The sequence below is a fragment of the Cellulosimicrobium sp. Marseille-Q4280 genome, assembly GCF_943181405.1.
Classification (GTDB): Bacteria; Actinomycetota; Actinomycetes; order Actinomycetales; family Cellulomonadaceae; genus Cellulosimicrobium.
Genome location: NZ_CALPBY010000001.1, coordinates 128,774 through 152,990 on the forward strand (window position 1 = coordinate 128,774; position 24,217 = coordinate 152,990).

Consider the following 24,217-nt stretch of genomic DNA (forward strand, 5'->3'; position numbering starts at 1 on the left):
CCGCGAGCCCGGCGGCCCCTCACGACGAGGGGCCGCCGGGCTCGTCCGTGCCCACCGGGCGGGACGCGTCGTCGTGCCGGTGGACGCCGGGCTGGTCGACGCCGGGCTGGTCGACTCCGCGCTGGTGGGCGCTGCGGCGCCGGGGGACCGGCACGCGGTCGAGGTCCTGCGCGACGGTGAGGTCGCCGTCGAACACGGCGCGGGCCTCGCGCTCGAACTCGCGCGGGTCGGTGTAGCGCTGCGAGAAGTGCGTGAGGACAAGGTGCCGCACGCCGGCCTCGGCCGCGACCTTCGCCGCCTGGAACGCCGTGAGGTGTCCCCAGCGTTCCGCCTGGTCGAGGTCGCGGTCGAGGAACGTCGACTCGATGACGAGCAGGTCGACGCCCTCCGCGAGCTCGAGGACGGCGTCGCACAGGCGCGTGTCCATGACGAACGCGAACGACTGGCCGGGGCGTGGCGCGCTCACGTCGTCCAGGGTGACGGTCCGGCCGTCCGGCGCGGTGACGACGCCGTCGCGCTGCAGCTGCCCGACGACCGGCCCCGCCAGACCGTGCCGCGCCAGGAGGGTGGGGTCGAGGCTGCGGCCGTCGGGCTCGTCGAGCCGGTATCCGACCGCCTCGAGCGTGTGATCCAGGCGGCGGTGGCTCAGCGTGAACCCGGGGTCGGGCCGGTCGGGTGACGGGGGGATCGTGCCGTCGGTCGTCAGCGGCTGCTCGAGGAGGTGGCTCCGGCGGTGGTGCGCCGACGCGTCGAGCAGGTGGTCGACCCACCGCTGGCCCGACGCCGGGTACGACACCGGGATCGTGTGCTGCACCCCGTCACCGCTGATGCGCTGCGCGACGCCCGCGAGACCGAGGCTGTGGTCGCCGTGCAGGTGCGTGATCGCGACGCGCGTGACGTCCGTCGCGGAGACGCCTGCGAACGTCATCTGCCGCTGCGTGCCCTCGCCGGGGTCGAAGAGGATCGCCTCGTCGTCCCAGAACAGCACGTACCCGTTGTGGTTCCGCGTCCGGGTCGGGACCATGCTGGCCGTTCCGAGGACCACGAGCTCCCTGCGCGACATGCCGACAGGGTGCCACGCGACGTCGTTGTCCACAGACCGAGAACACGGGTTCCGCCGGACGTCACGGTTCGCTAGGTTCTGGGGCAGTTCGTGCGGCGCGGCCCGGATCCGGGCGCGCAGGGGGTCTCAGGGGGTTGCATGCGTCTCGCGTCAGGTTCGTCGTCCCGTGCCCGACGGCGCGTGCTCAGCCTCGGTGTCGTCGTCGCCGTGGGGCTGGTTGTCGGTGGGTGCACGGGGGATGAGCCCGTCGAGCCCGAACCGTCGACGAGCTCGGCCGAGGAGACGCCCGAGCCGACCGAAGAGCCCGAGCCCACACCGACCGAGACAGGCCCGGTGAAGCCTGAGCGCCCGGCGGCGATGGAGCGGGAGGATGCCGAGGGCGCGGCGGCCGCGGCGGAGTACTTCATCGAGCTCTACCCCTATGTCATGGCGACGGGCGACACAACTGAGTGGCGGGCGATGTCCCACGAGACATGTGAGCCGTGTTCCGGATTCATCGATCAGGCCAGCACTATCGCCAGTCGCGGTGATGTCTTCGACGGTGGTGAGATCTCGGCCGAGGTGCCCGAGCCCGAGCGATACATCCGCGATGAAACCACAGGGATCTTTCCGCTCGATGTCCAATACAGCCAGGATGCGATGAAGATTCTGAGCTCGGCGGGGGAGGAACTCTTCTCATCAGACAAGACGTCGAACGAGAGGCGCGTCGAGATGGGGCTGCGCAATGGCGAGTGGGTTGTCGTAACGATCGCGGAGATTCCAGCGTGACGACTCGCGCGGCACTACGCCGGACACCGATGATCGCGCGCTTCAGCGCGGCTGCGGTCGCGTTGGGGTTCACCCAAATTGGCGCGGCACCCGCTCTTGCAGTCGTGCCTGACTACACAGATTTCACCAGTGAGTCCAAGGGCGGCGCCATTCACACGCAGGCGGTCAGAGAAGCGACCCGTGGCGGTGGTGTCTTCGTCACCGCCGGCGCCGAGGACCCGCCCGATCGTTACTTCTCCGCGACGCCTGCGCTGTGCTCGCTCGTGACCAGCTTCGACGGTCCGTCGACGCGCTACGACTTCGCATGTACCGAGGGCGAGCAGCTCGCCTACGAGGGCATCGAGTGCGGTCCGGACGAGTTCGCCGAGGGTGCGCTGTTCCGCGAGGTCCGGCAGCCGGACGGTTCGTGGGGTCCGCCGGAGCTCGTCGGTGACGAGGGCTGCATCACGCCCGCCGATCTGCTCGCCGAGGCGGAGCGCGAGTTCGCGACGCTGCCGATCGCGCCGTCGTCGATCGTCGTGCAGCCACCGGACGGCTGGACGCTCGTCAACGTCCCGACCATCACGTACACCGACTCCGCGGAGCAGACGTTCGACGCCACGCTGCTCGGCATCCCGGTGCAGATCCGCGCGACGCCCGAGTCGTTCGCGTGGGACTACGCCGACGGCAGCGCGCCGCTCGTCACGTCCGACCCAGGCGGGCCGTACCCGGACCACACCGTGCACCACACCTACGAGCAGCCGGTCGAGTCGCTGACGATCGGGCTGACGACGTCCTGGTCCGGGCAATTCCGGATCGCCGGCGCACCGACGTGGACGGACGTGCCCGGAACCGCGACGACGGCGAGCGCGGCCGAGCCGCTCCAGGTGTACGAGGCGCGCTCGCGTCTCGTCGCGGACCCCGTCGGCTGACGGGGGCCGGCCCGAGGAACGGTCGCGGCTCGTAGCGGCACCCCTCGACACCCCTCGCTGCTCACTGGACACCCCGCCCTGCTCACGGGTCCCCTCCGGCACCATGGCGGCGCCCTCTCGGTGCCTCCGGTGCCGTCTCGTTCGCCCCTTTCGTCGCACCGGCTGTCGAGGCATGCGGGGGTTCCGGACCATAGGGTGGTGGGGTACCCCACGAACCGGAGAACCATGCGCCTGCTGCTCGTCCGTCACGGACAGACCCCGTCCAACGTCGCCGGTCTGCTCGACACCGGCCACCCCGGCCCCGGGCTCACGGCGCTGGGTGCGCGCCAGGCCGCGGCGCTCCCCGACGCGCTCTCGGAGCGGGTGATCGATGGCATCGCCGTCTCGACCCTCGTGCGCACGCACCAGACCGCCTCACCGCTCGCGGAGCACCGTCAGCTCGAACCGCTCGAGCTGGACGGGTTCCGCGAGGTCGAGGCCGGCGACCTGGAGATGTCCGACCGGCACGAGGACCACCTGCTCTACCTCGAGACGGTGTTCGCGTGGGGTGGTGGCAACCTCACGCGTCGGATGCCGGGCGGCCCGTACGGGACCGAGTTCGTGGCGCGCTTCGACGACGCGGTCGCGAAGGTCGCGGCAACGGGCTGGCAGACGGCCGTCGTCCTCTCCCACGGGGCTGCCATCCGCTCGTGGACGAGCGTCCGCGCCGAGGGCGTCGACCTGCACGCCATGGCCTACACGCCGCTCGAGAACACGGGCCTCGTCGAGGTCGAGGGTGACCCGGAGAACGGCTGGCGCTACGTCGGCATGAGCGCCGGCCCCCTCGGTGGTCACGTCCTGGCGGACGAGCTCGCCGACGACCCGACCGGAGAGTCCGTCGCCGAGGAGCGCGCCGACGCCGAGTCCTGACGCGCGCTTCTCCCGCGAGCGGCCGCGCCGAGGGGCGCTCCTCGCCCGGGCGGAGCAGCGAGATCGGCAGGCGCGCGTGAGACCGGTCCTTCGTCGTGCCGATCTCGCGGCGAGCTGCCGATCTCGAAAGGCATTGCACACTTCTGGCTCTCGTCACGTCTGTGACATACGCTCGGCGGATGGTCGAACCGTCACAGCGCGCGAACCCGCCCTCGAACGAGCGTGCCCTCGAGCCCGATATCGTCACCGACCTGCGCGAGCGCATGACCTACGGCTCCTACCTGCACCTCGACACGCTGCTCGCGGCGCAGGAGCCCACCAGCACCCCGGCGCACCACGACGAGATGCTGTTCATCGTCCAGCACCAGACCACCGAGCTGTGGCTCAAGCTCGTGCTACACGAGCTCGTCTCGGCCCGCGACCTCCTCGCCGCCGACGAGCTCCAGGCCGCCCTCAAGCGGATCGCCCGCGTCAAGCACATCCAGCGCACGCTCACCGAGCAGTGGTCCGTCCTCGCGACGCTCACGCCCAGTGAGTACGCGCAGTTCCGCGGCTTCCTCGGGAACGCGTCGGGGTTCCAGTCGTGGCAGTACCGGGCGGTCGAGTTCCTCCTCGGCAACAAGAACGCGGGGATGCTCCAGGTCTTCGCGTCCGAGCCGGCCGCGCACGCCGAGCTCTCCCGGCTCCTCGGTGAGCCGAGCGTCTACGACGAGTTCCTCCGCTACCTCGCCCGCCACGGCCATGACGTCCCGGCACATGTCCTCGACCGCGACGTCACGCACGCGCACGTCCTCGACGACGACCTCGTCGACGTCTTCCGCCGCATCTACGACGACCCCGACACCCACTGGTCCGCCTACGAGACGTGCGAGGAGCTCGTCGACCTCGAGGACAACTTCCAGCTCTGGCGCTTCCGCCACATGAAGACCGTCCTGCGCATCATCGGCACCAAGCGCGGCACCGGCGGGTCGAGCGGCGTCGGCTTCCTCCAGAAGGCCCTCGACCTCACGTTCTTCCCCGAGCTCTTCGCCGTCCGCACGGAGATCGGACGGTCATGACGCGCCGGGTGATCGGCCGGGTCGTCGAGGGCGGGACGCTTCTCCCGCCGTTCACCGACGCGCACGTCCACCTCGGCCTCGTCGACGCGACCGCCCTCCTCCCGCACGGCATCGCCGCCGTCCACGACCTCGGCTGGGTGCCCGACGTCGCGGCGACGTGGGCTCGCGACGCCGAGTACTCCGGGCTCCCGGAGGTCGCGTTCGCCGGTGCGTTCCTCACCGCGCCGGGCGGCTACCCCTCCGACCGTTCCTGGGCGCCGCACGGCTCGGTCGCGGAGGTGTCGTCGCCCGACCAGGCGGTCGCCGCCGTCGACCGCCAGCTCGCGGCCGGGGCGTCGTTCGTCAAGGTCGCGCTCAACAGCGAGGCGGGTCCCTTGCCCGACGACGTCACGCTCGCCGCGATCGTCGCGCGCGCCCACGAGCGGGGCCGGGACGTCGTCGCACACGCGGAGGGGCCGGGTCAGGTGGCGCGCGCGTTCGAGGCCGGCGTCGACCGCCTCGCCCACGCCCCGTTCTCCGAGCGACTGCCCGACGACCTGATCCTTGCCATGGCGCGCCCGGGCCCCCACCCCCGCGCCGAGCACGACGCTGCGTGCGGTCGAGCACGACCTGAGGGCCGGAATGCGCCCGGGAACGACCCTCAGGTCGTGATCGGCACGGTGCCGGTGAGCCGCACGACGTGGGTGAGCACGCTCGACATCCACGGGTGGGGCACGCCGACGCCCGCGCAGGACGTCGCGATCGACAACGTGCGGCGCTTCGCGGCCGCGGGCGGCACGGTCGTGTACGGCACGGACCTGGGCAACGGCCCGCTGCCGGTCGGCGTGAACGAGCGCGAGCTGCGCGCGCTCACCGCCGCCGGGTTCGGCCCGGAGGCCCTCGTGCGCGCCCTCACGTCCACCACGTCCTCGAACTCCACCCGTCCCGCGAACTCCACCCGTCCCGCGGCCTCCACCCGTCCCGCGGGCTCCACCCGTCCTGCGGCCTCCACGCTTCCCGTGACCTCCGCCCTTCCTGCCGAGCACGACCTGGAGGACGGCACGAGCCGCGGGACGACCGCCAGGTCGTGCTCGGCAGAGCGGGTGACGTTCGTGCCGGGCGCACAGCCTGACGACCCGGACGACCTCCCGCGCTGGCTCGCCGGCGCCTCGACCCTGCACCTGGACGACGTGCTGCGCCCGGGGTTCACCCCGCCGTCGGGCACGACCACCCGGAAGGACCAGCCATGACTCCCACAACCGCGTCCCGCGACGACCACCCCGACCGTCCGGCCGACCATGCCGACCATGCCGACCATGCCGACCATGCCGACCCCGCCGCCGACCCCGTCGCCGACCGCGCCGCCGAACGTGCTGCGCGGGCGCGCCGGCTCGACGCGGCCGACCCGCTCGCGCACCACGTCGACGCGTTCGTCCCGTCGGACGACGTGGTCGCCTACCTCGACGGCAACTCGCTCGGGCGCCCGACACGCGCTTCTGCCGAACGCCTCGCCCGGTTCGCGACGGAGCAGTGGGGTGCGCGGCTCATCCGCGGCTGGGACGAGGAGTGGTACGAGCTGCCGCTGACGCTCGGGGACCGGATCGGCGCGGCGGCGCTCGGCGCGGCGGCGGGCCAGACGTTCGTCGCGGACTCCACGACCGTGGTCCTCTACAAGCTCGTCCGCGCAGCGCTCGCGGCCCCGCAGGTGGACGGGCGCGACGAGATCGTCCTCGACTCCGGCAACTTCCCGACCGACCGCTACGTCCTCGAAGGGGTCGCGCGCGAGCACGGTGCGACGCTGCGCTGGATCGAGCCCGAGCGTGACGCCGGCGTCACGCCAGACCAGGTCGCCGCTGTGCTCTCCGACCGCACCGCGCTCGTCGTGCTGAGCCACGTCGCGTACCGGTCGGGGTACGTGAGCGACGCGGAGGCGATCACGCGCCTCGCGCACGACGCCGGAGCGCTCGTCCTGTGGGACCTGTGCCACTCCGCGGGAGCGGTGCCCGTCGCGCTCGACACGTGGCGCGTCGACCTGGCGGTCGGCTGCACGTACAAGTACCTCAACGGCGGGCCGGGCGCGCCCGCGTTCGGGTACGTGCGCGCCGACCTGCAGGACGTCCTGACCCAGCCGATCCAGGGGTGGATGGGCAGCGCGGCGCCGTTCGAGATGGGGCCGGGCTACGCCCCGCACCCCGGACCGCGAGGGTTCCTCAGCGGGACGCCCGCGATCGTCGGGATGCTCGCGATGCAGGACATGGTCGACCTCATCGCCGACGCCGGCATGGACGCGATCCGCGCGAAGTCCGCCGCGCTCACCGAGCACGCGCTCGACCTCGTGGACGAGCTGCTCGTGCCGCTCGGTGCGCACGTCGCGTCTCCGCGCGACGTCGCCCGGCGCGGCAGCCACGTCACCGTCGACCACGACGCGTTCGAGGCGACGCTTCCCCTGCTCTGGGCGCGTGGCGTCATCCCGGACTTCCGTCGTCCGAACGGCCTGCGCCTCGGGCTCTCGCCCCTGTCGACCTCGTTCGACGAGGTGCGCGTGGGCGTCGAGGCCGTGCGCGACGCCCTCGCGGAGGTGATGTCGGGCCAAGTCCCCGCTGCGCGACTGGTCGACGACGCGCCCGACGCCCCGACGCCGTGAGCCGGCAGCTGAGCCCGGCACCTGACACCGACGACGTGGTCCTCGACGACCTCGACGCCCGCCCGGGCAGCGCGACGTCGCTGCTGCGCACGGTCGTCGGGCTGTACCTGCGCGACCTCGGCGGCTGGGTCGCCGTCGCGGATCTCGTCGCGCTGCTGGACGCCGTCGGCGTCCCGTCCGCGGGCGCCCGCAGCGCGGTCTCGCGGGTCAAGGCGAGAGGGCTGCTCCTCGCGGACGACGTCGGCGGTCGGCCGGGGTACCGGCTCGCCCCGGGCGCCGACGCGATGCTCGCGCGCGGGGACCGGCGCATCTTCGCCTACCGGCAGCAGGCCGACGACGACGCGTGGCTCCTCGTCTCGTTCTCCGTCCCCGAGGACCGGCGGGCCGCGCGCCACCAGCTCCGACGCCACCTCGGGGGGATCGGGTGCGGGACGGTCGCCGACGCCCTGTGGATCTGCCCGGCGCACCTGTCCGGCGAGGTCGAGCAGATCCTCGACCACCTGGACCTGCGCGACGCCGCGACGCTGTTCGTCACCGGGACGCCCCAGACCCACGGGACCTTCGCCGACGCCGCGGCTCGCTGGTGGGACCTCGACCGGATCGCCGCGCTGCACGGCACGTTCCTCGCGGCGCACGGGGACGCACCTCGGCGGCCCGGGCCCGACGACGCCGGGTCGTCCGGGTCCACCCTCTCGCCGCGGGAGGCGTTCGCCCGGTGGGTGCGCGCCGTCGACGACTGGCGGCCCGTCCCGTACGTCGACCCGGGACTGCCCCCGAGCGCCCTGTCCGCCGACTGGCCGGGGACGGCCAGCACCGCGCTGTTCGGTGCCCTGCGGGCCGCGCTCGCCGGCCCGGCGTCCGAGCACGTCCGAGCCGTCACGAGGGAGAGCCCAGGACGTCACGGCCGGCCGTGACGTGCATGCAGAGTGCCTGCATTGGCGCTAGGATGCCTGCATGGTGACGATCACGATCCGCGACGTCCCGCAGGACGTGCGGGACGAGCTCGCGTCGCGCGCAGCAGGCAGCGGGCGGTCGCTGCAGGAGTACCTGGCGGCGGCGCTCCGCGAGATCGCCGCGCGTCCGTCCCTCGAGAGCGCTGTGGTGGAGGTGCGCCGGCGCGCTCGTGGCCTGCCGGAGCTCGAGGTCGGCGACGTCCTGGCCGACCTCGCGGCCGACCGGCGGTGAGCAGCCGGTTGCCGGCGCATCGCGGCTCGAGCGGCCCGGCCCGGTCGCCGTCCGGCGGGGCGCCCCTCGGCCCGCTCGTCGTCGACGCGTCGGCGGTGCTCACGATGCTCGTCGACCCGGGCGCTCGCGGTGAGGCGGTCGCACGCCGCACGCGCGGGGTCGGCGTGCTCGACGCCCCGGACCTCCTGCCCTACGAGGTCGCGAACGTCCTCCGTCGTCGACGCGCGTCGGGGCTCCTGACCGAGCGTGAGGCGCGGTCCGCGCTGGAGGGCTTCGAGCTCCTACCGGTGCAGCTCTGGCCGTTCGCCGTCCTCGCGGCGCGGGCGTGGGAGCTCGGTGCGAACCTCTCGACCTACGACGCGTCGTACGTCGCGCTCGCGGAGCGGCTCCGCGGGACGCTGCTCACGGCCGATGCGCGGATCGCGAGAGCGTCGGGCATCCGGTGCGCGGTCGACCTGCTCTGAGAGGCCGGTGCAGCGGACGTGGAGCCGGCGAGCGCCGGCTACCGCGACCTCGACGTCAGACGGCGGTGCCCGGCGCGGCGGCGGGGACGATCCGCGGGCCCGGACCCGGGACGTCGAGCGTGCGCGGCGCACGGTAGGTCCACTCGCGATCGGCGTCGGTGATCCCGCGCAGCACGCGCGCGGGCACGCCCCCGACGACGGTCATCGGCGGCACGTTCCCCGCCACGACGGCTCCCGCGGCGACGACCGAACCCCGCCCCACGGTGACGCCCGGCAGGATGACTGCTCCCGTCCCGACCCACACGTCGTCCTCGATGACGACCGGCGCGGAAAACTGGGTGCCGTCGGGTCGCAGGTCGGGGTGCACGGGATGTCCGGTCGTCGAGATCGTCACGTTCGGCGCGAACATCACGCGGTCGCCCACGGTGATCTCCACGTCGTCGACGAGCGTGAGCCCGAAGTTCGCGTACACGCCGTTCCCGAGGCGCGTCGTGCTGCCGTAAGCCACGCGCAGCGTCGGCTCGATCCAGACGTCGTCGCCGACGGCGGCGAACAGCTCGTGCAGCAGACGCCGCCGCTCGTCGGTCGCCGACGGCCGGGTCGCGTTGAAGTCGTAGGTCAGGTCGGTCGCTCGTGCGCGCTCGGCGGCGAGGCCGGCGACGCCGTGGTCCGTGTACAGCTCGTGCGCCGCCATGCGCCGCCGGATCTCGCGTTCGTGCTCGTCCACAGGTCTGGGCTCCCAGGGATCGGGGTGGAGGTCGGGTTCGGGACCAGCCTCTCGCACCCGAGCTCGAACGGCGCACTCCGGGCCGGGAGATGCGCTCTCCCGTGCATCCCTGGAGCGGGAGCGGATCTCTCGCCGGCTGCCCTCAGGCGACGTCGCCTCCGCCGTCCGGCAGGACGATCGTCGTCACGACGTCCGTCACGGCGGGGCGTCGCGGCGTCGACCCGAACCCGAAGCGCACCGGCGGGTCGACGGACGTGAGGTTTCCCAGCGGCTCGCCGTCCCACGAGGACGTGACCTCGTCGAGCGCGTGCACGTCCGTGGCGCCGTAGTGCTCGACGCGGCCCGACCCTGCGCTCCCGCGCGTGCGCACGCCGTGCATCAGCGCTCGGGCGACGGGGTCGGTCACGGTCGTGAACCGTCGTGACCCGGCGACCCGATCCGGGACCGCCCGCAGTGCGTGCCCCAGGCCGGTCCGCCGCCCGACGACGAGCCGCGCCTCGAGCGGGCCCGCCGACACCTGCCACGGGCGAGGAACCCGATCCAGCCGCGTCCGGCGGCCTGCCGAGCCACCTGTCGTTTCGCCCGTCGTTCCGCCCGTCGTCCCGCCCGGCGGAGCCTCGACGTCCGTGACCTCGACGTCCACGACCTCGACGTCCACGACCCGCACGGCGACGACCTCGACCCGGTCGAACCGGTACGTCGAGGCCACGAGCTCGGCGACCTCCGCGGTCGGTGCGAGCAGGAGGCGCTCGCCGTCGGGTCGTTCCACCATGACGTCGGCGAACAGGCCGAAGGGCGAGCGGTCCCAGCGGCCGACGACGACCCGGGTCCCGGACGACGTGCCCCAACCGGCGATCCGGCCGTGGAAGATCAGGGCGGGCGACATCCGGGAAGCGTAGGCCGGTGCGTTCCTGGTCGCCCGTCGGTGGGCACGTGGCGTCGACCCGCGCTGCCGCACCGCCGCGCCGCCGTGCGGCCGCGCTGGCGAGCGACGGCGGGCGGCGAGACGCTCGACGGGAGGCGGCGACCGCCGTCGGGCAGCGAGCGCGAAGGAGGCCGACCGTGCCGAAGACGACCCGCAGCGGGGACGCGAAGGAGTCCGAGATCCCGAGCACGCTCCAGCGCTCGGACGAGAAGGCGCAGCGGACGTTCGCCAAGGCCTACGACGCCGCGATGGAGCAGTACGGATCCGCCGAGCGCGCAGGCCGCGTGGCGTTCGCGGCGCTCAAGCACACGCACGAGAAGGTCGGCGACCACTGGGAGCCCAAGGACGAGCCGGGGCCGTCGGACGAGCGCGCCGAGGAGGACGGCCTGGAGTCCTCGGCGGAGACGGCGGGCGGCGTGGACGCGAACGCGACCAAGGAGCACCTGCTCGACGTCGCGCGACGGCTCGACGTGGACGGCCGGTCGTCGATGACGAAGGACGAGCTGGTCGAGGCGATCCAGCGCGCGAACGACCGCGCGACCAGGCACGCTCGCGGCGACTGACGGACCTCGGCGTCGGCGACTCTGACAACTCCGGCACTCCGGGAGCAACCAGGACGGCTCTCCGGTGGCCTTCGTCACAGCCTGACGCGTTCACCCGCGCTCGCCCCCGGAGGTGCGTCCGGAGCGACCTACGGTGGATCCGTGGGTCGCCCCCGGCCCGCCGCCCGTGATGCCGACCCCCAGGTAGTGATGACCCTCTCGACGACGTCCGTGTCCCCTCTGTCCTCGGAGCTGTTGCTCCGGTCAACCGGTCCCCGGCGTCGACGCCGGACGCGCGCGGCCCTGACCGCGGCGGCCCTCGTCTCCGCGTCCCTGCTGCTCCCGACCCAGGGAGCCGTCGCAGCCGTAGAGCCGGTCAACCCGTTCGACCTTGCCGGTGGCTTCAGCGTCTACGCCCGCGGCGACGCGCAGCTCGACAACACCGAGACCGAGGGCGCGGTCGCCGTCGGCGGCGAGCTCGCCGTCCGTGCCGACGGGGGCATGTACGGGATCATCCACCACGCAGCAGGCACGGCCGACTACACGATCCCGACCGTCGACGGCGACCCGACGCGGCTCCTCGTCGGCAGCTACGCGCCGACGTCGGGCACGGTCGAGATCACGAACCAGGGGGTGCCCGCGGGCAGCGGCGGCGAGCTGGAGGGATATCTCAAGGTCGTCGGCGACGACCCCGCGTTCGGCACCTACGAGCGCGGTAGCTGGGTCCGGTACCGCACGGCCGTCGACGACGCACCGGCGATCGACGCGACGAACCAGGACTGGCCGGCCGACGCGGGGACCGTCGCGACGCAGGGAGACTCCGTCGCGGGGTACGTCGAGCAGGGTGCTACCGACCCCGACGTCGTCCGCCAGTGCCTTGCCGACCTCGTCCCCTCCGGAGCGGCGCACGAGCTGACCGTCACCGAGGACGCCGGCGACCGCGTGGTGCTCTCCGCGCTCGAGCCCGGCCGCCCCAACGTCGTGGACTACGCGGCGATCGCCGACGCGTACCAGGTCCAGTTCGCCGACGGGGTCCTGCCCTCGGTCGACGCGCCGCTCGTCGTCTCCGTGCCCCCGGGCACGACGACGGTCGAGGGCAAGGTCTTCGGAGCGCAGGGCGAGGCGTCGCGCTACGTCCTGTGGGACCTCTCGCAGCTCGACGGCGCGGTGACCCTCGACGGCGCGGGGACGCGCGTCGACGGCTCGGTCTACGCGCCCGACGCCGACCTGACCGTGAACGCGGCACCGCTCGACGGCCAGGTCGTCGCGCACGACCTCACGCTCCTCGGCGGCGAGGCGCACGCCTACCTGTTCGCCGGGGCGATCCCGTGCGAGACAGCGCCCGTCGACGAGACCGGCAGCATCAAGGTGTCGAAGGTCGTCGACGGCGACGCCGCGAGCAGTGTCCCGGACGGCACGGAGTTCACCGTCGCGTACGTCGTCGGCGGGACGTCGGGCGAGCTGACCGTCCCGGTCGGCGGTTCGCAGACGATCGACGATCTCCCGCTCGGCTCCGAGGTCGTCCTGTCCGAGCCGACGTTCCCGGAGGTCGACGGCGTCGTGTGGGGCGAGCCCGCCTGGGAGGTCGACGGCGAGCTCGTCGAGCCCGCCGCGGACGGTGTGGTGAGTGTCGAGGTGAGCGGTACCGACGGCGTCGAGCTGGTCCTGACGAACACGGCGGGCAGCGAGCCCGCGCCGGACCCGACCCCGGACCCGACCACGGACCCCTCCCCGAGCCCGACGCCGGACCCGACACCGACCACCCCGGACGCGACCGTCACGCCGACGGAGACCGCGACGGACACGCCGACGGACGAGGGCCTCGCCACGACCGGTGCGCAGACCGTGGGGATCGCCGTGGCCGCCCTCGTGCTCGTCGCGCTCGGCGCGGTGCTCGTCGCGCGCCGTCGCCGGAGCGTCTGACCGGCGACCCACAACCACCACGAGCCGACGCCGCGTCCCCGCCCGGGGGCGCGGCGTCGCGCGTCTCCCGAGGCGGCCACCTGATCGCCGCGTGCCGTTCACGGTGCGGACCGCTTCGGGACACCGGCCCTCCGTAGCGTGACAGCGCTTCCCTCCCCGGGTCCTGCGCTGCCACGGTGGTCCGACGGCCGTCGCTGCCGGGACCCCTGACCTGCGAAGGAACCCATGACCCCGCATGCCTCCCGGCAGCCCGGCGCGCTGACGCGCGCGGCCGCGGCGACGCTCGCCGCGTCGCTCGTCGGCACCGTCCTCGTCACGAGCAGCATCGCGACCGCCGCCTCCGCGGTCGCCGACGACGAGTCGCTCCTCAGCACGAGCGGCACCACGTGGCGCTACCTCGACGACAACACGAACCCCGCAGGCGCCGACGCGGACCAGCGCGTCTGGACCACGACGGCGTTCGACGACACGGCCTGGAAGTCCGGCACCGGCGCGTTCGGCGCGAAGCGCGGCCAGCCGACGGGCATCGGTGCGGCGTTCCCGATCACCACCCTGCTGACCCAGTACATCGCCGGCACGACGACGGACGTCCCGACGTTCTTCTTCCGCACCGACGTCGACCTCACCGCGACGGACCTCGACGGCGTCCCGGCGTTCGAGGGCGAGATCGTCTACGACGACGCCGCGATCGTCTACGTCAACGGCGAGGAGGTCGCGCGCCTCGGCGACGACGCCGGCGAGATCACGGAGAACCTGCAGTACCACGGCAACAGCCGCACGGACCCGGTGACGAGCACGTTCGTCGTCCCGGCGGACGCGTTCGCGCCGGGGGAGAACACGATCTCCGTCGCGCTCTACCAGGACGCCCCGACGAGCTCCGACATCTACCTCGACGTCCGCTCGCTCGTGCCGACGCACGGCGAGGTCCGCGACGTCGCGCTCAACGTCGGCGCGGACGAGACGCAGGCGAACGTCGCGTGGTTCTCGACCCTGCCCGGCGCGGGCGAGGTTCAGTGGACGCGTGCCGACGAGGCGACCGACGCCGCGGGCGACCTCTCGTGGGAGGGCGCGGCGACGGCGTCGTCCACGGGCGGCGCGTCCGCCGACGGCGCGACGTACCACCACGCCACGATGACCGGCCTGGAGGAGGCCTCCTCCTACGTGTACCGCGTGGGCAGCGCCTCCTCCGGCTGGTCGGAGCCCAGCACGTTCGACACCGGCACGTTCGGGGACGAGTTCTCGTTCCTGTTCGTCGGTGACGCGCAGATCGGCGCGAGCGGCAACGCCACGAACGACGCCGCGCGCTGGGCCGAGAACCTCGGCACGATGACCGCTCGCCACCCGGACGCGTCGTTCCTCGTCTCCGCGGGGGACCAGGTCGAGCACGCGGGCAGCGCCCAGCAGTACACGGGCTTCCTCGCCTCGCAGCAGATGCGCGAGCTGCGGTTCGCGACGCAGGACGGCAACCACGACACGGCGAGCGCGCTGTACGACCAGCACTTCGCGATGCCGAACGTCTCGGCCGAGCAGCGCCGCGACTACTGGTACGGCTACAACGACGTGCTCGTCGTCGGCATCGACTCGAACGACTGGAGCGAGGCGGACCTCGCCGGGCACGAGGCGTTCCTGCGCGACGTGGTCGGCACGCACGGCGACTCCTACGACTGGGTCCTCGTGACGTTCCACCACTCGCTGTACAGCCAGGCGTTCCACTCGCGCGACCGCGACGTCGTCGCGATGCGCGACGCCCTGTCGCCGGTGTTCAGCGACCTGGGCGTCGACCTGGTGCTCGCGGGCCACGACCACATCTACACCCGCAGCCACCTCATGGAGGGCACGACGCCGGTCGCCCCGGCGACCGACCCCGCCGTCGGCGACGTGCTCGTCCCCGACGAGGACCAGGTCCTCTACGTGACCGGGAACTCCGCGAGCGGCTCGAAGTACTACGGCTTCGACGGCGACAAGCCGTGGACCGCGCGCTGGGAGCAGGAGCGTACGCCGAGCTACTCCGACGTCGACGTCACGCCCGAGGCGCTGACGATCACGACCTACGAGACCGCGACCGAGCGCGTCATGGACCGGGTCACGCTGCAGCGCGCGCCGCAGGGCCCTGAGCTCGTCGAGGTCACCGCCCAGACCCGCTGCCTCGCGGGCACGGCCTACGTCGCGGTCCGCGCGACGAACGGCGAGGAGGTGCCGGTCGACGTCACGCTCGCGACGCCGTTCGGCACCCGCGCGTACGCGGACGTCGCGCCCGGCAGGGCGGCGTACCAGTCCTTCCCGACGCGCACGACGTCGGTCGAGGCCGGCACGGTCACGGTCACCGCGGCTCTGCCCGACGGCGGAGCCTCCCGGGCGTACGACGTCCCGGTGGATGCCCTGACCTGCTCCTGACAGCAGTGCCGAACCCGGGGTTGCGCGTCACGAACCTGCTGACGTGGCGTGCGACCCCGGGTTCGGCGTCACCGTGTGCCTGCGCGGCGTCTCAGCGCGCGGGAGCGGTCAGCGGCGGTTCGGCGGCGGGTACGCGCCGCTGCGGATCTGACGCATCGCCAGCCCGCGGGTGACCCAGGCGAAGATGCCGACCCCACCGAACGCCACGACCCCGATCCAGCGGGCGACGTTCTTGCTCTCCCCGGCCCAGGCACCCGTGAGCAGCCCGACGAGGAGCGCGACGGCCACGACCAGGGCGATCGTGCCCATGACGGGGAGCCAGTAGCGGACGAAGCGCACGGCACCCTCGGGCGTGCGCCGCCCGTTCCCGTGCGGCGCGGGAGGCGGTCCGGGGTGCTGGGGGTGGTGGCTCATCGGAGCGCGGTCCCGAGCGCGGCGAGTGCCGCGTCGGCGTCGGGGAAGGTCTCGTCCCGGATGGTCAGGGCACCGTCGGCGTCCACGGGCTCGGTGGCGACGCGCCACGTCCCGGCGTCGTCGCGGTGGACGGCCGCCGCGACGCTGCCGTCGAGCGTGGTCACCTTGAGGCTCGCGCTGACCGGCTGGTCCCCGGCGTCCTCGATCCCGCGCCGGGCGAGGTCGAGGCCGCCGTCCAGCAGGTCGGACCCGGGCCGCAGCGGCAGCACGTCCCACGTGTCGAGGCCGCGCGGGCTGACGAGCAGCCCGCTGCCGCCGACGCCGACGAGGACGGCGGCGTCGGTCCGGTCACGGCGGACGATGCCCACCTCGACCCACCGGTCTGCCCGGGTCAGCACGCCGCTCACGCCGCCCGCGTTGCCGAGGGGCGCGACCTGGCCGTCGGTCGCGACGGCGAGCCCGCGGACGAGCAGGGAGGACAGCCCGGCCCGGCGCGCCTCGGGGGACGGCTGCGTGTCCGCCAGGCGCAGGCTCTGCGCGGACTGCGTCGCGGCCGCGCCGGGCTGGAACGTCAGCAGGGCGACGAGCTCGAACGACGTGAAGGGCATCGCGGGGTTGCTCAAGGGGTTCTCCGGCTGGTGTCGGGTGCTCGGTCAGGCCGGTGCTCAGCCGAACCCGAACAGTGTACGGACGGGTGAGGTCACGTCGTCGACGAAGTCGCTCGCGGCGTCGACCGCGTGGGACGCGCCCTCCGCGATGTTCGACCCGACGTCGCCCGCGAACGACGTGGTGGCGTTCCAGGCGTCGCTCGCCATGCCACCGATCCACTCGGTGGTCTCCATGCCGTCGGGCGTGAGGAGGTTGAGGCCACCCCAGACGAGGCCGGCGACGCCGATACCGGCGGCGACGCCCCAGCCGACGGGGTTCGAGGCGAGCGCCGCGATGGCGACGGCGGTCCCGGCGCCGCCGATGGCCGTGCTGATGACGCCGTCCGCCGTGGCCCAGCCGTTCCCGTCGATGATGCCGTTGACGCCCTCGACGATGCCGTCCGCCATGGTGAGGGCGGAGAAGAGACCGCCCGCGGCGGTGAAGGCCGAGCCGAGCGCGGTGACGCCCTTGCCCGCGTTCGCGAGGAAGCCGAACTCGTCCAGGCTCGAGAAGATCAGGTCCGCGGTGCCGGCAACGAGGCCGCCGCCGGTGACCGCGTCGGACACCCAGCCCGGCAGGCCGAACCACCACGTGTCCTCGTCGGCGCCCGGCGTGCCGGGTCCGCCGGGTCCGCCCGGTCCACCGGGTCCGCCCGGTCCACCGGGACCGCCGGGGCCGCCCGGACCCCCGGGACCGCCCGGTCCGCCGGAGTCGGTGCTCGTCTGCTCCTGCTGGTCGGCGTTCGTCTGCAAGGACTCGGCATGACCGGCGAGCATGTCGGCGACGGAGGTGAGCTGCGGCGCCAGCGCCGCGTCCCACGTGCCGATGAACTCCGAGCGGTCGGGTCCCGACCACGGGCTCTGCGCCACCTGCGGCCCGACGGTCGACGCCACCGAGCGCAGCGTGTCGCTCGCGGTCCCCATCTGCTGCGCGAGAGCGCGCAGGGCGGCGATGTCGGCGCCCCACATCCCTGAGCTCACGCGTCCCCCTCGTCGTCTCGTGGATGCTGCGCGGGCCGTGCCCGCGCGGGTGTCGTGCGCCGGTGTGCTGCGCTCCGAGGACCCTAGCCGACGGCGGTGCGGGGCTCCCATGGGGAGAGGTGCCCATCGGCCCGCTCGTGCCACGATGGCGGCATGACGACGACGCCCGACGACCTTGCCGCGACCATCGCCTCCGTCGAGGCGCAGGAGCACGAGCTCGTGCTCGCCTCGTTCACGCACGACGACGCGTGGCGCCTCGGGTGCCTCCTCGTCGAGCTCGCTGCCGAGCGCGACCTCGCGGTGACGATCGACGTCCGGAAGGGCACGCAGCAGGTGTTCCACGCGGCGCGCGAGGGCACGACTCCCGACAACGACTCCTGGGTCGAGCGCAAGGTGCGGGTCGTGCAGCGGTTCGGGGCGTCGTCGTACCTCGTGGGCCTGCGGGCGCGCGCCAAGGGGACGACGTTCACCGAGCAGCACCAGCTCCCGCTCCAGGAGTACGCCGCGCACGGCGGGGCCTTCCCGGTGCGCGTCGAGGGCGTCGGGCCCGTCGGGGTCGTCACCGTCTCGGGCCTGCCGCAGGCGGACGACCACGCGCTCGTCGTCGAGGCGCTGCGGGCGTTCCGCGGCTGAGCGGCCGCCTGCCGAACCCGGGGTTACGCGTCAGTCGAGGCGCTGAGCGGCCCGTCACCCGGGGTTCGGCACGTTCAGTCCGCCGCACGACGACGGGCCGGTACCTCGGGAGGTACCGGCCCGTCGGGCCCGGCCGCGGCAGGGGAGGGGCGCGGCCGGAGCAGGGAGCGCGGCGTCAGGCCGCGCGCGTGACCTCGATGCGCTGCGGCGCACGGCCGGCGAACACGCCGGCGACGGTCACGGTGAGCACGCCCGCGTCGTACGACGCGCGGACGGCGTCGGCGTCCGCCGCCTTCGGCAGCGTGACGGTCCGGCGGAACTCGCCGAACCGCACCTCACGGATGCGTCGGCCGACCGGCTTCTCGACCGGCTCGGCGACGGGCTCCGCCGCAGTGCCGTCGGTCGCCTCCGAGCCCTCGGCGGGCTCGTCGGTGGCCTCGGGCGCCTCGACGACGCGCTGGTCGCGACGCTCGCCACGCACGACGAGCCGGCGACCCTCGAGCTCGACGGTCACGTCGCGCTCCGGGTCGACGCCCGGCAGGTCGAAGCGGGCGACGAGGTCGTCGCCGTCGCGGTAGACGTCGGCGGCCGGTGCGTAGCCGCTCCGCTGCGCAGGGGCGGCGGGACGGGTCCACAGGTCGCGGACGAGACGGTCCGCGGCCAGAGCGCCGAACGGGATCGGGGTGAGGGTGGTGGTCATGGTGACTCCTCCGGGTCTGCTGCCGCGGTGAGCCCGCGGCGTCTGACGGGATCAACCTTGAGCGATCCCGGCTCAATCCCGCGTTCGCGCACGACGAACGGCGACGGTACGGGTCGGCCCGTGCAAGGTCGCGCGGGGTCACCACACGATCAGAGCGAGGGGAGGACGTGATGACCGGAGCACTTCGCGGTCGCCGGGGCGCGGCCGTGCTCGTCGTCCTGACGGCGTGCCTCTCCGCGTGCGGTCCAGCGGTCCGAGGGCCGGACGACGGCGCCCCGGACGAGGCCTGGACGATCGGCGTCGCGCACGGCGAGGGGGACTGGATGTCGTGCGTCGAGGCGTCGGGCCTGTCGGTCGCCGAGATGATCTCCACGGCCGACATGCCGGCGTCGTCGGTCGGCGTGCGGTTCGATCCGGGGGTGTCCCGGTCGGAGGCGTCCGATGTCGTGCGGTGCATCGAGGACCGGCTCACGGCGGGCGAGGTGTCGCTGGAGCTGTCGCCCCCGCTCGCCCGGCCCGGCGTCGGCTGAGCCTCAGGGCCGCGGGCGACGGGCGGCGCGGCGAGCCTTGCGCGCCTCGGCGGCACGCTCCTCCGCCGCCTCGAGCGCGTCGTCGGCGGACCCCAGCTCGGCCCGTGCCTCGTCCTGTGCAGCGCGCGCGGCCTCCAGCCGGGTGCGGGCCTCGTCGCGTTCGTCGGCGAGCCGGGCGAGCTCGTCCTCGATGCGGCCCAGCTCGTCCTCCACCTGCCCGACGGCGTCGCTCGCCTCGCGCGCCAGCGCGTCCGCCTCGTCACGGGCGGCCTCGAGCCGGTCGACCTCGGCCGCGGTCTCCTCGACGGCGCGCTCGGCCTCGGCGAGCGGGTCCGGCTCCTCCGCTTCCGCGGGCTCTGCCTCGGCACCCTTGCCGCCGCCGCCGGCCTTCCCCTCGCCGGCGCTGCGGCGACCCTTCCGCGGACGTTCGCGGCCGTCGTCGCCCACGACGTGGAGGGTGACGACGTCCGCGGGCTCCCCGCCCTCGTCGACGATCCCGAACCCGACGTGCTGCAGCGCCTGGCTCAGGCGCCCGGCCTGCACGACGGCGCCTGCGTCCGGGTCCATGACGGCGGCGGTCAGCGTCTCGGCGAGGCGGTCGACCGCGCTCGAGGAGACCGCGCGACCGGCGACCTCGCCGGCCTTTCTGACGGTCCCGACCAGCGCCTCGACGCGCTCGCGACGCAGCCGGTCCAGAGCGGTCAGCCGGCCCCGGTCGCGGTCCTCGGTCGCGTCGCGCAGCTCGTCGCCGATCGCGACGAGCGCCGCGACCTCGTCGGGGTGCTCGCGAGCGACCTGGTTGACGACCCACGCCGCGACCGTCGGCTTGGGGAGCCGCCCCACGCGCTCGGCACCGACGGCATCGCCCGACGCCTTGATCCGTTTCGACGCCGCCGTGCGCGCGACGACGAACTGCTCGAGCGGCAGCGCGTACAGCTCGTCGAGCGCAGCGTTGAGATCGGCCTTGGTCATGCGCCCACGATGTCACCAAGTGCTCCATTCAAACACCGCTGTAGATGGCTCCATCCGCACCAGATTCACCCGCTTTCATCTCGGACGAGCGCGCCCGTCCGTGCGCATACTGTCGCGATCAGCCATGGAAAGGTGTGGAGAGATGAGACGAACATCGGTTGTCGTGACGGCAGGATTCGGATTGTTGCTGCTGAGCGCGTGCGGTGGGGAGGGCTCGCCCGAGCAGGTCACGGTAACCGTGACAGAGGAGGCCGCACAGCCGGTGCCCTCGCCCACCGAGCCGGAAGCGGAGCCGGTCGACGAGAGCGCACCAGAGGACTCCGCAGCCGCATCCGAACCGCCTGCCGCCGAAGTGGAAGAGACCTTCGAGATGCCTAACGTCGTGGGTCAGAACCTCCAGGATGCGCAAGACCTTCTTCAAACGCTGGACTCGTACGTCATGGATCAAGTCGACGCGACGGGACTTGAACGTTTCGCTGTGGACGATTCGAACTGGACGGTGTGTACTCAGGACCCCCCGGCTGGAACCGTTTCTCCTGTGTCGACGGTTGTGACGCTCTCAGCCGTGAAGCTGGATGAGACGTGCCCATAGTCTGCGGCGTCAGGCGGTCATGACGTCCATGTCGCTCGCGCGCAGCATCCGGGCGAACGCGTCCTCGGTGACGATCGGGATGCCGTAGCGGCGCGCCGTGCGGGCCTTGGTCGACAGCGAGTCCGGGTCCGCCGCGACGACGAGCCGGGTGCGGCGCGTCACGTACGCCCACGGCGCGAGCCCGGCCCGGCGCACGGCGTCCTCCCACGCGGGACGCGTGCGCCGCATCGACCCGGTGAGCACCACTTCGTCACCCGGCACGAGGACGAAGCGCTCCCGGTGCCCGACGCCGACCCGCGCGTCGCCCACGAGCCGCGCCCCGAGCGCGGCCTGGGATGCGGCGACGACGTCGTCGGCGTCGAGCCCGAGCTGGCCCGCGACCTCGTGCAGCGTCGGGTCCTCCGTGAGGGCGCCGAGCACCCCGGTCTCGTAGACCCGCTCGCCGAGGGCCGACGACACGGCGACGTCCAGGACGTCGCCCGCGAGGAGCGCGAGGTGGTCGCGGTGCAGCCGCTCGACGTCCGACCGAGACAGCCCGGCACGTCGCGCGGCGTCGACCAGGGCGCTGCGCTCCGTGTGCGACACGTACCGGTCGAGCAGCGCGAGGTCGAGCAGGGAGAGGTACTCGTCGGTCGAGCCCGCCGTGACGGTCGCGGACCGGGACGACCGACGTCCCCCCGCGCCGTCGGGCAGCGCCGTGGCGGCAAGGACGGGTGGTCTGTCGAGGGCCGCGAGCCAGTGGCCGTGGAGGCGGCTCGCGCCGCGCTGCACGGGCTCGACGTCGAGCGCGGGCGGCAGCGTCCAGCGAACGCCGTCCGCCGCGGCGCGGGCGACGTCCCAGCACTCGTCCTCCCGCGCGACGTCGAGGTAGTGCGCGAGCAGCCCCGCGGTGGCGCGCGCGTCCCCGAGGGCCGAGTGGACGCCGTCGTGCACCACGCCCACGGTCGCGCAGCACGCGGCGAGGCTCCGCGACCCGGTGAGCCAGCGCCCGGCGAGCTGCTGCGTGCACAGGCACGCGAGCGGGTCGATCGCCGCCGCGACGCCCGCGCGTCCGAGCTCGGCGCGCAGGAACCTGGTGTCGAAGGACGCGTTGTGCGCGACGAGGACCCGGCCGTCGAGCAGACGGAGGAGTGCCGGGACGACGCGGTCGAACGCCGGCGCGAGCGCGACGTCGGCGGCCGCGATGCCGTGCACGTGCTGCGGACCCAGGTCGCGACCGGGGTTGACCAGGGTGCACCACTCGTCCTCGACCCGGCCCGCGTCGTCGACCAGGACGACGGCGACCTCCGCGACCCGGTCGCCGAGGCGGGGGGAGAACCCGGTGGTCTCGAGGTCGACGACGGCGAATCCGGGCACGGGCACAGTCTGCCCGACGCCGCCGACGGGGACGTCCGACCGCGCGTGACCGTTTCCGTTCGGTTCCGCCGCGGCCGAGGTCGGTCCGGTCGGCCTGTGCGAGCCTGGTGCGCGTGCCCGGCCCGCTGACCCCCGACTACGCCCCCTGGACCTTCGACACCACGGCCTCGCCGGAGCAGCGCGAGGCGAACGACGAGCGCGTCGCGTCCCTCCGCGCGGCCGGCCACGCGATCGGTGACGCCTGCGTCGTCTCCGGCCTCGCCGACGTCGACGCCGACACGTTCGCCCTGGGCGACCGCAGCTACGTCGCCGCGCACGCCCACGTGACGGGCGACGTCGCGATCGGGGCGGACTGCTCGGTCAACGTCTCCGCCGCGATCCGGGGGGCCGTGACCGTCGGCGACGCCGTGCGCATCGGCAGCCACACGAGCATCCTCGGGTTCGACCACGCGTTCGACCGCGTGGACGTGCCGGTGTTCCGGCAGGGCCTCACGTCGCGCGGCATCACGATCGGCGACGACGTGTGGATCGGCGCGCACGTCGTGATCCTCGACGGGGTCGACGTGGGCGACCACGCGGTCATCGGCGCCGGCGCCGTCGTCACGCGCGACGTACCTGCGGACGCGGTCGCCGTCGGCAACCCGGCGCGCGTCGTGCGCGACCGCCGCACGGGCGAGCGGCCCGCCACCTCCACCGGCACCGCACCCCCGTCCGCGCCGGCCCGGCGCCCGGAGCCCGACGCCGAGCGGGCGCGCCGGCTCGAGCGCTTCGGCGCCGAGGCGTTGGCGGCCCTGCCGGCGCTCGTCGAGCGGGCCTTCGACGGCCAGGACCACCGCGACGCGCCCGGCGCCCCGCCGACCGTGCGCGCCCACTGCGACGCCGTCGAGCTCGCGGCGCTCGCGGGTGGCACGCCCGCGGGTCTGTCGCGCGACGAGCACGTCCGGCGCCTCACGGACCTCGTCGGTCCGGACGGTCGCACCCCGGAGCTCGGGCACGGGGAGAAGGTCCTGCCCGACGGCGCGGGGCCCGACGGCGCGCAACCTGAGGACGCGCAGCCCGACGGCGCGTGGGCCGACGGCGCGGCCGCGTACCACGTGCTGTGCGTCGGGTACGCGCTCGACCTGCTCGGTGCGACGCTGCCCGCCGTGCCGTCCGTGGCCGCGAGCGCCGCCGAGGTCGTGCGGAGGGTCGAGGCGCTGCCGTGGGCGACGAACGCGTGGGGTGCGGGGTCGACGATCGACACCGTCGGGACCGCGCTGACGTTCGCGGGCGAGGCCAGCGTCGAGGTGCCCGCAGGGGCGCGGGAGGCCCTCGTCGGCTGGCTCGTCGAGCACCGCGACCCGGTGACGGGGCTCTGGGGCGCCCCGCGCGCGTCCGACGGGTGGCGCGAGCCGGTCAACGGGACGTACCGGCTGGTGCGCGGCACGTTCGCGCAGTGGGGGACGGCCCTCGGGCTCGGGCGCGAGCTCACCGACTCGGTGCTGCGGCACGCGTCCTGCGGGGTGCTCGACGCGCCGCGAGTCACGGCCTGCGACGCGCTCGACGTGGTGCACCTGCTGTGGTGGGCGCGCCGGTGCGGCGCCGACGGCTACCGAAGGGCCGAGGCGGACGACGTCGCGCGCCACGTCCTCGACGGGATCGCCGAGCGCTGGACGCCGGACGGTCTGGCCTTCGCCCCGGAGGGGTCCCGGACGGCACGGGGCGGCACGGTGTCCGGGGTTCCGGACGGGCTGCCGAGCCTCCAGGGCACCGAGATGTGGCTCGCGACCGCGTGGTACGCCGCGGACCTCCTGGGCCGTCCGGGCGTCCTCGGGTGGGTGCCCCGCGGCATCCACGCCCCCGCGCCGCGCGTCTGAGCCTCGTCCCGGGTGGCGGCGGGCCGGCTCCCGGGCCACGGTGG

General features: G+C 74.0%; 25 protein-coding genes. 16 read left to right on the forward strand and 9 right to left on the reverse strand.

The window, feature by feature from the left end; translation table 11 throughout:
- Positions 1 to 19: 19 nt before the first annotated feature.
- A complete protein-coding gene (locus NFS20_RS00455) occupies positions 20 to 1,063 on the reverse strand; it encodes a ribonuclease Z (RefSeq protein ID WP_251149795.1) in 1,044 nt (347 codons plus the stop codon).
- Between the two features lie 180 nt (positions 1,064 to 1,243).
- Here NFS20_RS00455 and NFS20_RS00460 point away from each other — a divergent pair, with 180 nt between their 5' ends.
- The 9 genes from NFS20_RS00460 to NFS20_RS00500 all read left to right on the forward strand — a co-directional run bounded on the left by NFS20_RS00460 (position 1,244) and on the right by NFS20_RS00500 (position 8,981).
- Positions 1,244 to 1,831, forward strand: a complete 588-nt coding sequence (locus NFS20_RS00460) for a DUF6318 family protein (RefSeq protein ID WP_251149796.1) — start codon at positions 1,244 to 1,246, stop codon at positions 1,829 to 1,831.
- A 263-nt stretch (positions 1,832 to 2,094) separates the two neighbouring features.
- Complete coding sequence (locus NFS20_RS00465) at positions 2,095 to 2,742, forward strand: hypothetical protein (protein ID WP_251149797.1); 648 nt, start codon at positions 2,095 to 2,097, stop codon at positions 2,740 to 2,742.
- 198 nt (positions 2,743 to 2,940) lie between these two features.
- Complete coding sequence (locus NFS20_RS00470) at positions 2,941 to 3,651, forward strand: histidine phosphatase family protein (RefSeq protein ID WP_353050397.1); 711 nt, start codon at positions 2,941 to 2,943, stop codon at positions 3,649 to 3,651.
- Positions 3,652 to 3,830: 179 nt separating this feature from the next.
- Positions 3,831 to 4,709, forward strand: coding sequence for a tryptophan 2,3-dioxygenase (gene kynA / locus NFS20_RS00475; RefSeq protein WP_251149798.1), 879 nt, complete (start codon positions 3,831 to 3,833; stop codon positions 4,707 to 4,709).
- Entirely contained in the window at positions 4,706 to 5,938 is a 1,233-nt protein-coding gene (locus NFS20_RS00480) for an amidohydrolase family protein (RefSeq protein ID WP_251149799.1), read from the forward strand. Before kynA ends, NFS20_RS00480 begins: the two co-directional genes overlap by 4 nt.
- Positions 5,935 to 7,332 (forward strand): kynureninase, encoded by a 1,398-nt coding sequence (locus NFS20_RS00485; RefSeq protein WP_251149800.1) that lies wholly within the window; start codon positions 5,935 to 5,937, stop codon positions 7,330 to 7,332. Before NFS20_RS00480 ends, NFS20_RS00485 begins: the two co-directional genes overlap by 4 nt.
- Entirely contained in the window at positions 7,329 to 8,246 is a 918-nt protein-coding gene (locus tag NFS20_RS00490; RefSeq protein WP_251149801.1) for a PaaX family transcriptional regulator, read from the forward strand. Before NFS20_RS00485 ends, NFS20_RS00490 begins: the two co-directional genes overlap by 4 nt.
- 40 nt (positions 8,247 to 8,286) lie before the next feature.
- On the forward strand, positions 8,287 to 8,517 hold the full coding sequence (locus tag NFS20_RS00495; protein ID WP_251149802.1) for a FitA-like ribbon-helix-helix domain-containing protein: 231 nt from the start codon (positions 8,287 to 8,289) through the stop codon (positions 8,515 to 8,517).
- Positions 8,514 to 8,981 carry a type II toxin-antitoxin system VapC family toxin gene (locus NFS20_RS00500; protein ID WP_251149803.1) on the forward strand — a complete coding sequence of 156 codons (468 nt, stop codon included), beginning with the start codon at positions 8,514 to 8,516 and terminating at the stop codon, positions 8,979 to 8,981. The genes NFS20_RS00495 and NFS20_RS00500 overlap by 4 nt, the downstream gene beginning before the upstream one ends.
- A 55-nt stretch (positions 8,982 to 9,036) precedes the next feature.
- Here the strand turns inward: NFS20_RS00500 and NFS20_RS22120 are convergent, their stop codons facing one another.
- Positions 9,037 to 9,708 (reverse strand): sugar O-acetyltransferase, encoded by a 672-nt coding sequence (locus NFS20_RS22120; protein WP_285821086.1) that lies wholly within the window; start codon positions 9,706 to 9,708, stop codon positions 9,037 to 9,039.
- A gap of 142 nt (positions 9,709 to 9,850) precedes the next feature.
- The gene (locus NFS20_RS00515) at positions 9,851 to 10,594 is read right to left on the reverse strand and encodes a hypothetical protein (protein WP_251149804.1); all 744 of its coding nucleotides are present in this window, start codon (positions 10,592 to 10,594) and stop codon (positions 9,851 to 9,853) included.
- Positions 10,595 to 10,770: 176 nt separating this feature from the next.
- On the opposite strand from NFS20_RS00515, the gene NFS20_RS00520 reads away from it, so the two are divergent.
- The 3 genes from NFS20_RS00520 to NFS20_RS00530 all read left to right on the forward strand — a co-directional run bounded on the left by NFS20_RS00520 (position 10,771) and on the right by NFS20_RS00530 (position 15,492).
- The gene (locus NFS20_RS00520; RefSeq protein WP_251149805.1) at positions 10,771 to 11,196 is read left to right on the forward strand and encodes a ChaB family protein; all 426 of its coding nucleotides are present in this window, start codon (positions 10,771 to 10,773) and stop codon (positions 11,194 to 11,196) included.
- A gap of 210 nt (positions 11,197 to 11,406) precedes the next feature.
- Positions 11,407 to 13,098, forward strand: coding sequence for a collagen-binding domain-containing protein (locus NFS20_RS00525; RefSeq protein ID WP_251149806.1), 1,692 nt, complete (start codon positions 11,407 to 11,409; stop codon positions 13,096 to 13,098).
- A gap of 225 nt (positions 13,099 to 13,323) precedes the next feature.
- Entirely contained in the window at positions 13,324 to 15,492 is a 2,169-nt protein-coding gene (locus NFS20_RS00530; protein ID WP_251149807.1) for a fibronectin type III domain-containing protein, read from the forward strand.
- 108 nt (positions 15,493 to 15,600) lie between these two features.
- On the opposite strand, the gene NFS20_RS00535 is transcribed toward NFS20_RS00530, so the two are convergent.
- From NFS20_RS00535 to NFS20_RS00545, 3 genes are read right to left on the reverse strand one after another with little or no spacing between them, the layout of a single operon-like run.
- Positions 15,601 to 15,906 carry a hypothetical protein gene (locus tag NFS20_RS00535; RefSeq protein WP_251149808.1) on the reverse strand — a complete coding sequence of 102 codons (306 nt, stop codon included), beginning with the start codon at positions 15,904 to 15,906 and terminating at the stop codon, positions 15,601 to 15,603.
- The gene (locus tag NFS20_RS00540) at positions 15,903 to 16,529 is read right to left on the reverse strand and encodes a hypothetical protein (protein ID WP_251149809.1); all 627 of its coding nucleotides are present in this window, start codon (positions 16,527 to 16,529) and stop codon (positions 15,903 to 15,905) included. Before NFS20_RS00540 ends, NFS20_RS00535 begins: the two co-directional genes overlap by 4 nt.
- Positions 16,530 to 16,571: 42 nt before the next feature.
- Complete coding sequence (locus NFS20_RS00545) at positions 16,572 to 17,534, reverse strand: WXG100 family type VII secretion target (protein WP_251149810.1); 963 nt, start codon at positions 17,532 to 17,534, stop codon at positions 16,572 to 16,574.
- 153 nt (positions 17,535 to 17,687) lie between these two features.
- On the opposite strand from NFS20_RS00545, the gene NFS20_RS00550 reads away from it, so the two are divergent.
- The gene (locus NFS20_RS00550) at positions 17,688 to 18,167 is read left to right on the forward strand and encodes a heme-degrading domain-containing protein (protein ID WP_251149811.1); all 480 of its coding nucleotides are present in this window, start codon (positions 17,688 to 17,690) and stop codon (positions 18,165 to 18,167) included.
- Between the two features lie 175 nt (positions 18,168 to 18,342).
- On the opposite strand, the gene NFS20_RS00555 is transcribed toward NFS20_RS00550, so the two are convergent.
- Entirely contained in the window at positions 18,343 to 18,867 is a 525-nt protein-coding gene (locus NFS20_RS00555; RefSeq protein WP_251149812.1) for an Hsp20/alpha crystallin family protein, read from the reverse strand.
- 170 nt (positions 18,868 to 19,037) lie between these two features.
- On the opposite strand from NFS20_RS00555, the gene NFS20_RS00560 reads away from it, so the two are divergent.
- Positions 19,038 to 19,397: a hypothetical protein gene (locus NFS20_RS00560; protein WP_251149813.1), complete on the forward strand. Its 360-nt coding sequence runs from the start codon at positions 19,038 to 19,040 to the stop codon at positions 19,395 to 19,397.
- 3 nt (positions 19,398 to 19,400) lie between these two features.
- Here NFS20_RS00560 and NFS20_RS00565 read toward each other — a convergent pair whose 3' ends face one another.
- A complete protein-coding gene (locus tag NFS20_RS00565) occupies positions 19,401 to 20,369 on the reverse strand; it encodes a coiled-coil domain-containing protein (RefSeq protein ID WP_251149814.1) in 969 nt (322 codons plus the stop codon).
- A gap of 142 nt (positions 20,370 to 20,511) precedes the next feature.
- Here NFS20_RS00565 and NFS20_RS00570 point away from each other — a divergent pair, with 142 nt between their 5' ends.
- A complete protein-coding gene (locus NFS20_RS00570) occupies positions 20,512 to 20,961 on the forward strand; it encodes a PASTA domain-containing protein (protein WP_251149815.1) in 450 nt (149 codons plus the stop codon).
- Positions 20,962 to 20,970: 9 nt separating this feature from the next.
- Here NFS20_RS00570 and NFS20_RS00575 read toward each other — a convergent pair whose 3' ends face one another.
- The gene (locus tag NFS20_RS00575) at positions 20,971 to 22,317 is read right to left on the reverse strand and encodes an exonuclease domain-containing protein (protein ID WP_251149816.1); all 1,347 of its coding nucleotides are present in this window, start codon (positions 22,315 to 22,317) and stop codon (positions 20,971 to 20,973) included.
- Between the two features lie 113 nt (positions 22,318 to 22,430).
- Between NFS20_RS00575 and NFS20_RS22125 the strand changes: the two genes are divergently transcribed.
- Positions 22,431 to 24,173 carry an acyltransferase gene (locus NFS20_RS22125; protein WP_285821087.1) on the forward strand — a complete coding sequence of 581 codons (1,743 nt, stop codon included), beginning with the start codon at positions 22,431 to 22,433 and terminating at the stop codon, positions 24,171 to 24,173.
- Positions 24,174 to 24,217 lie beyond the last annotated feature (44 nt).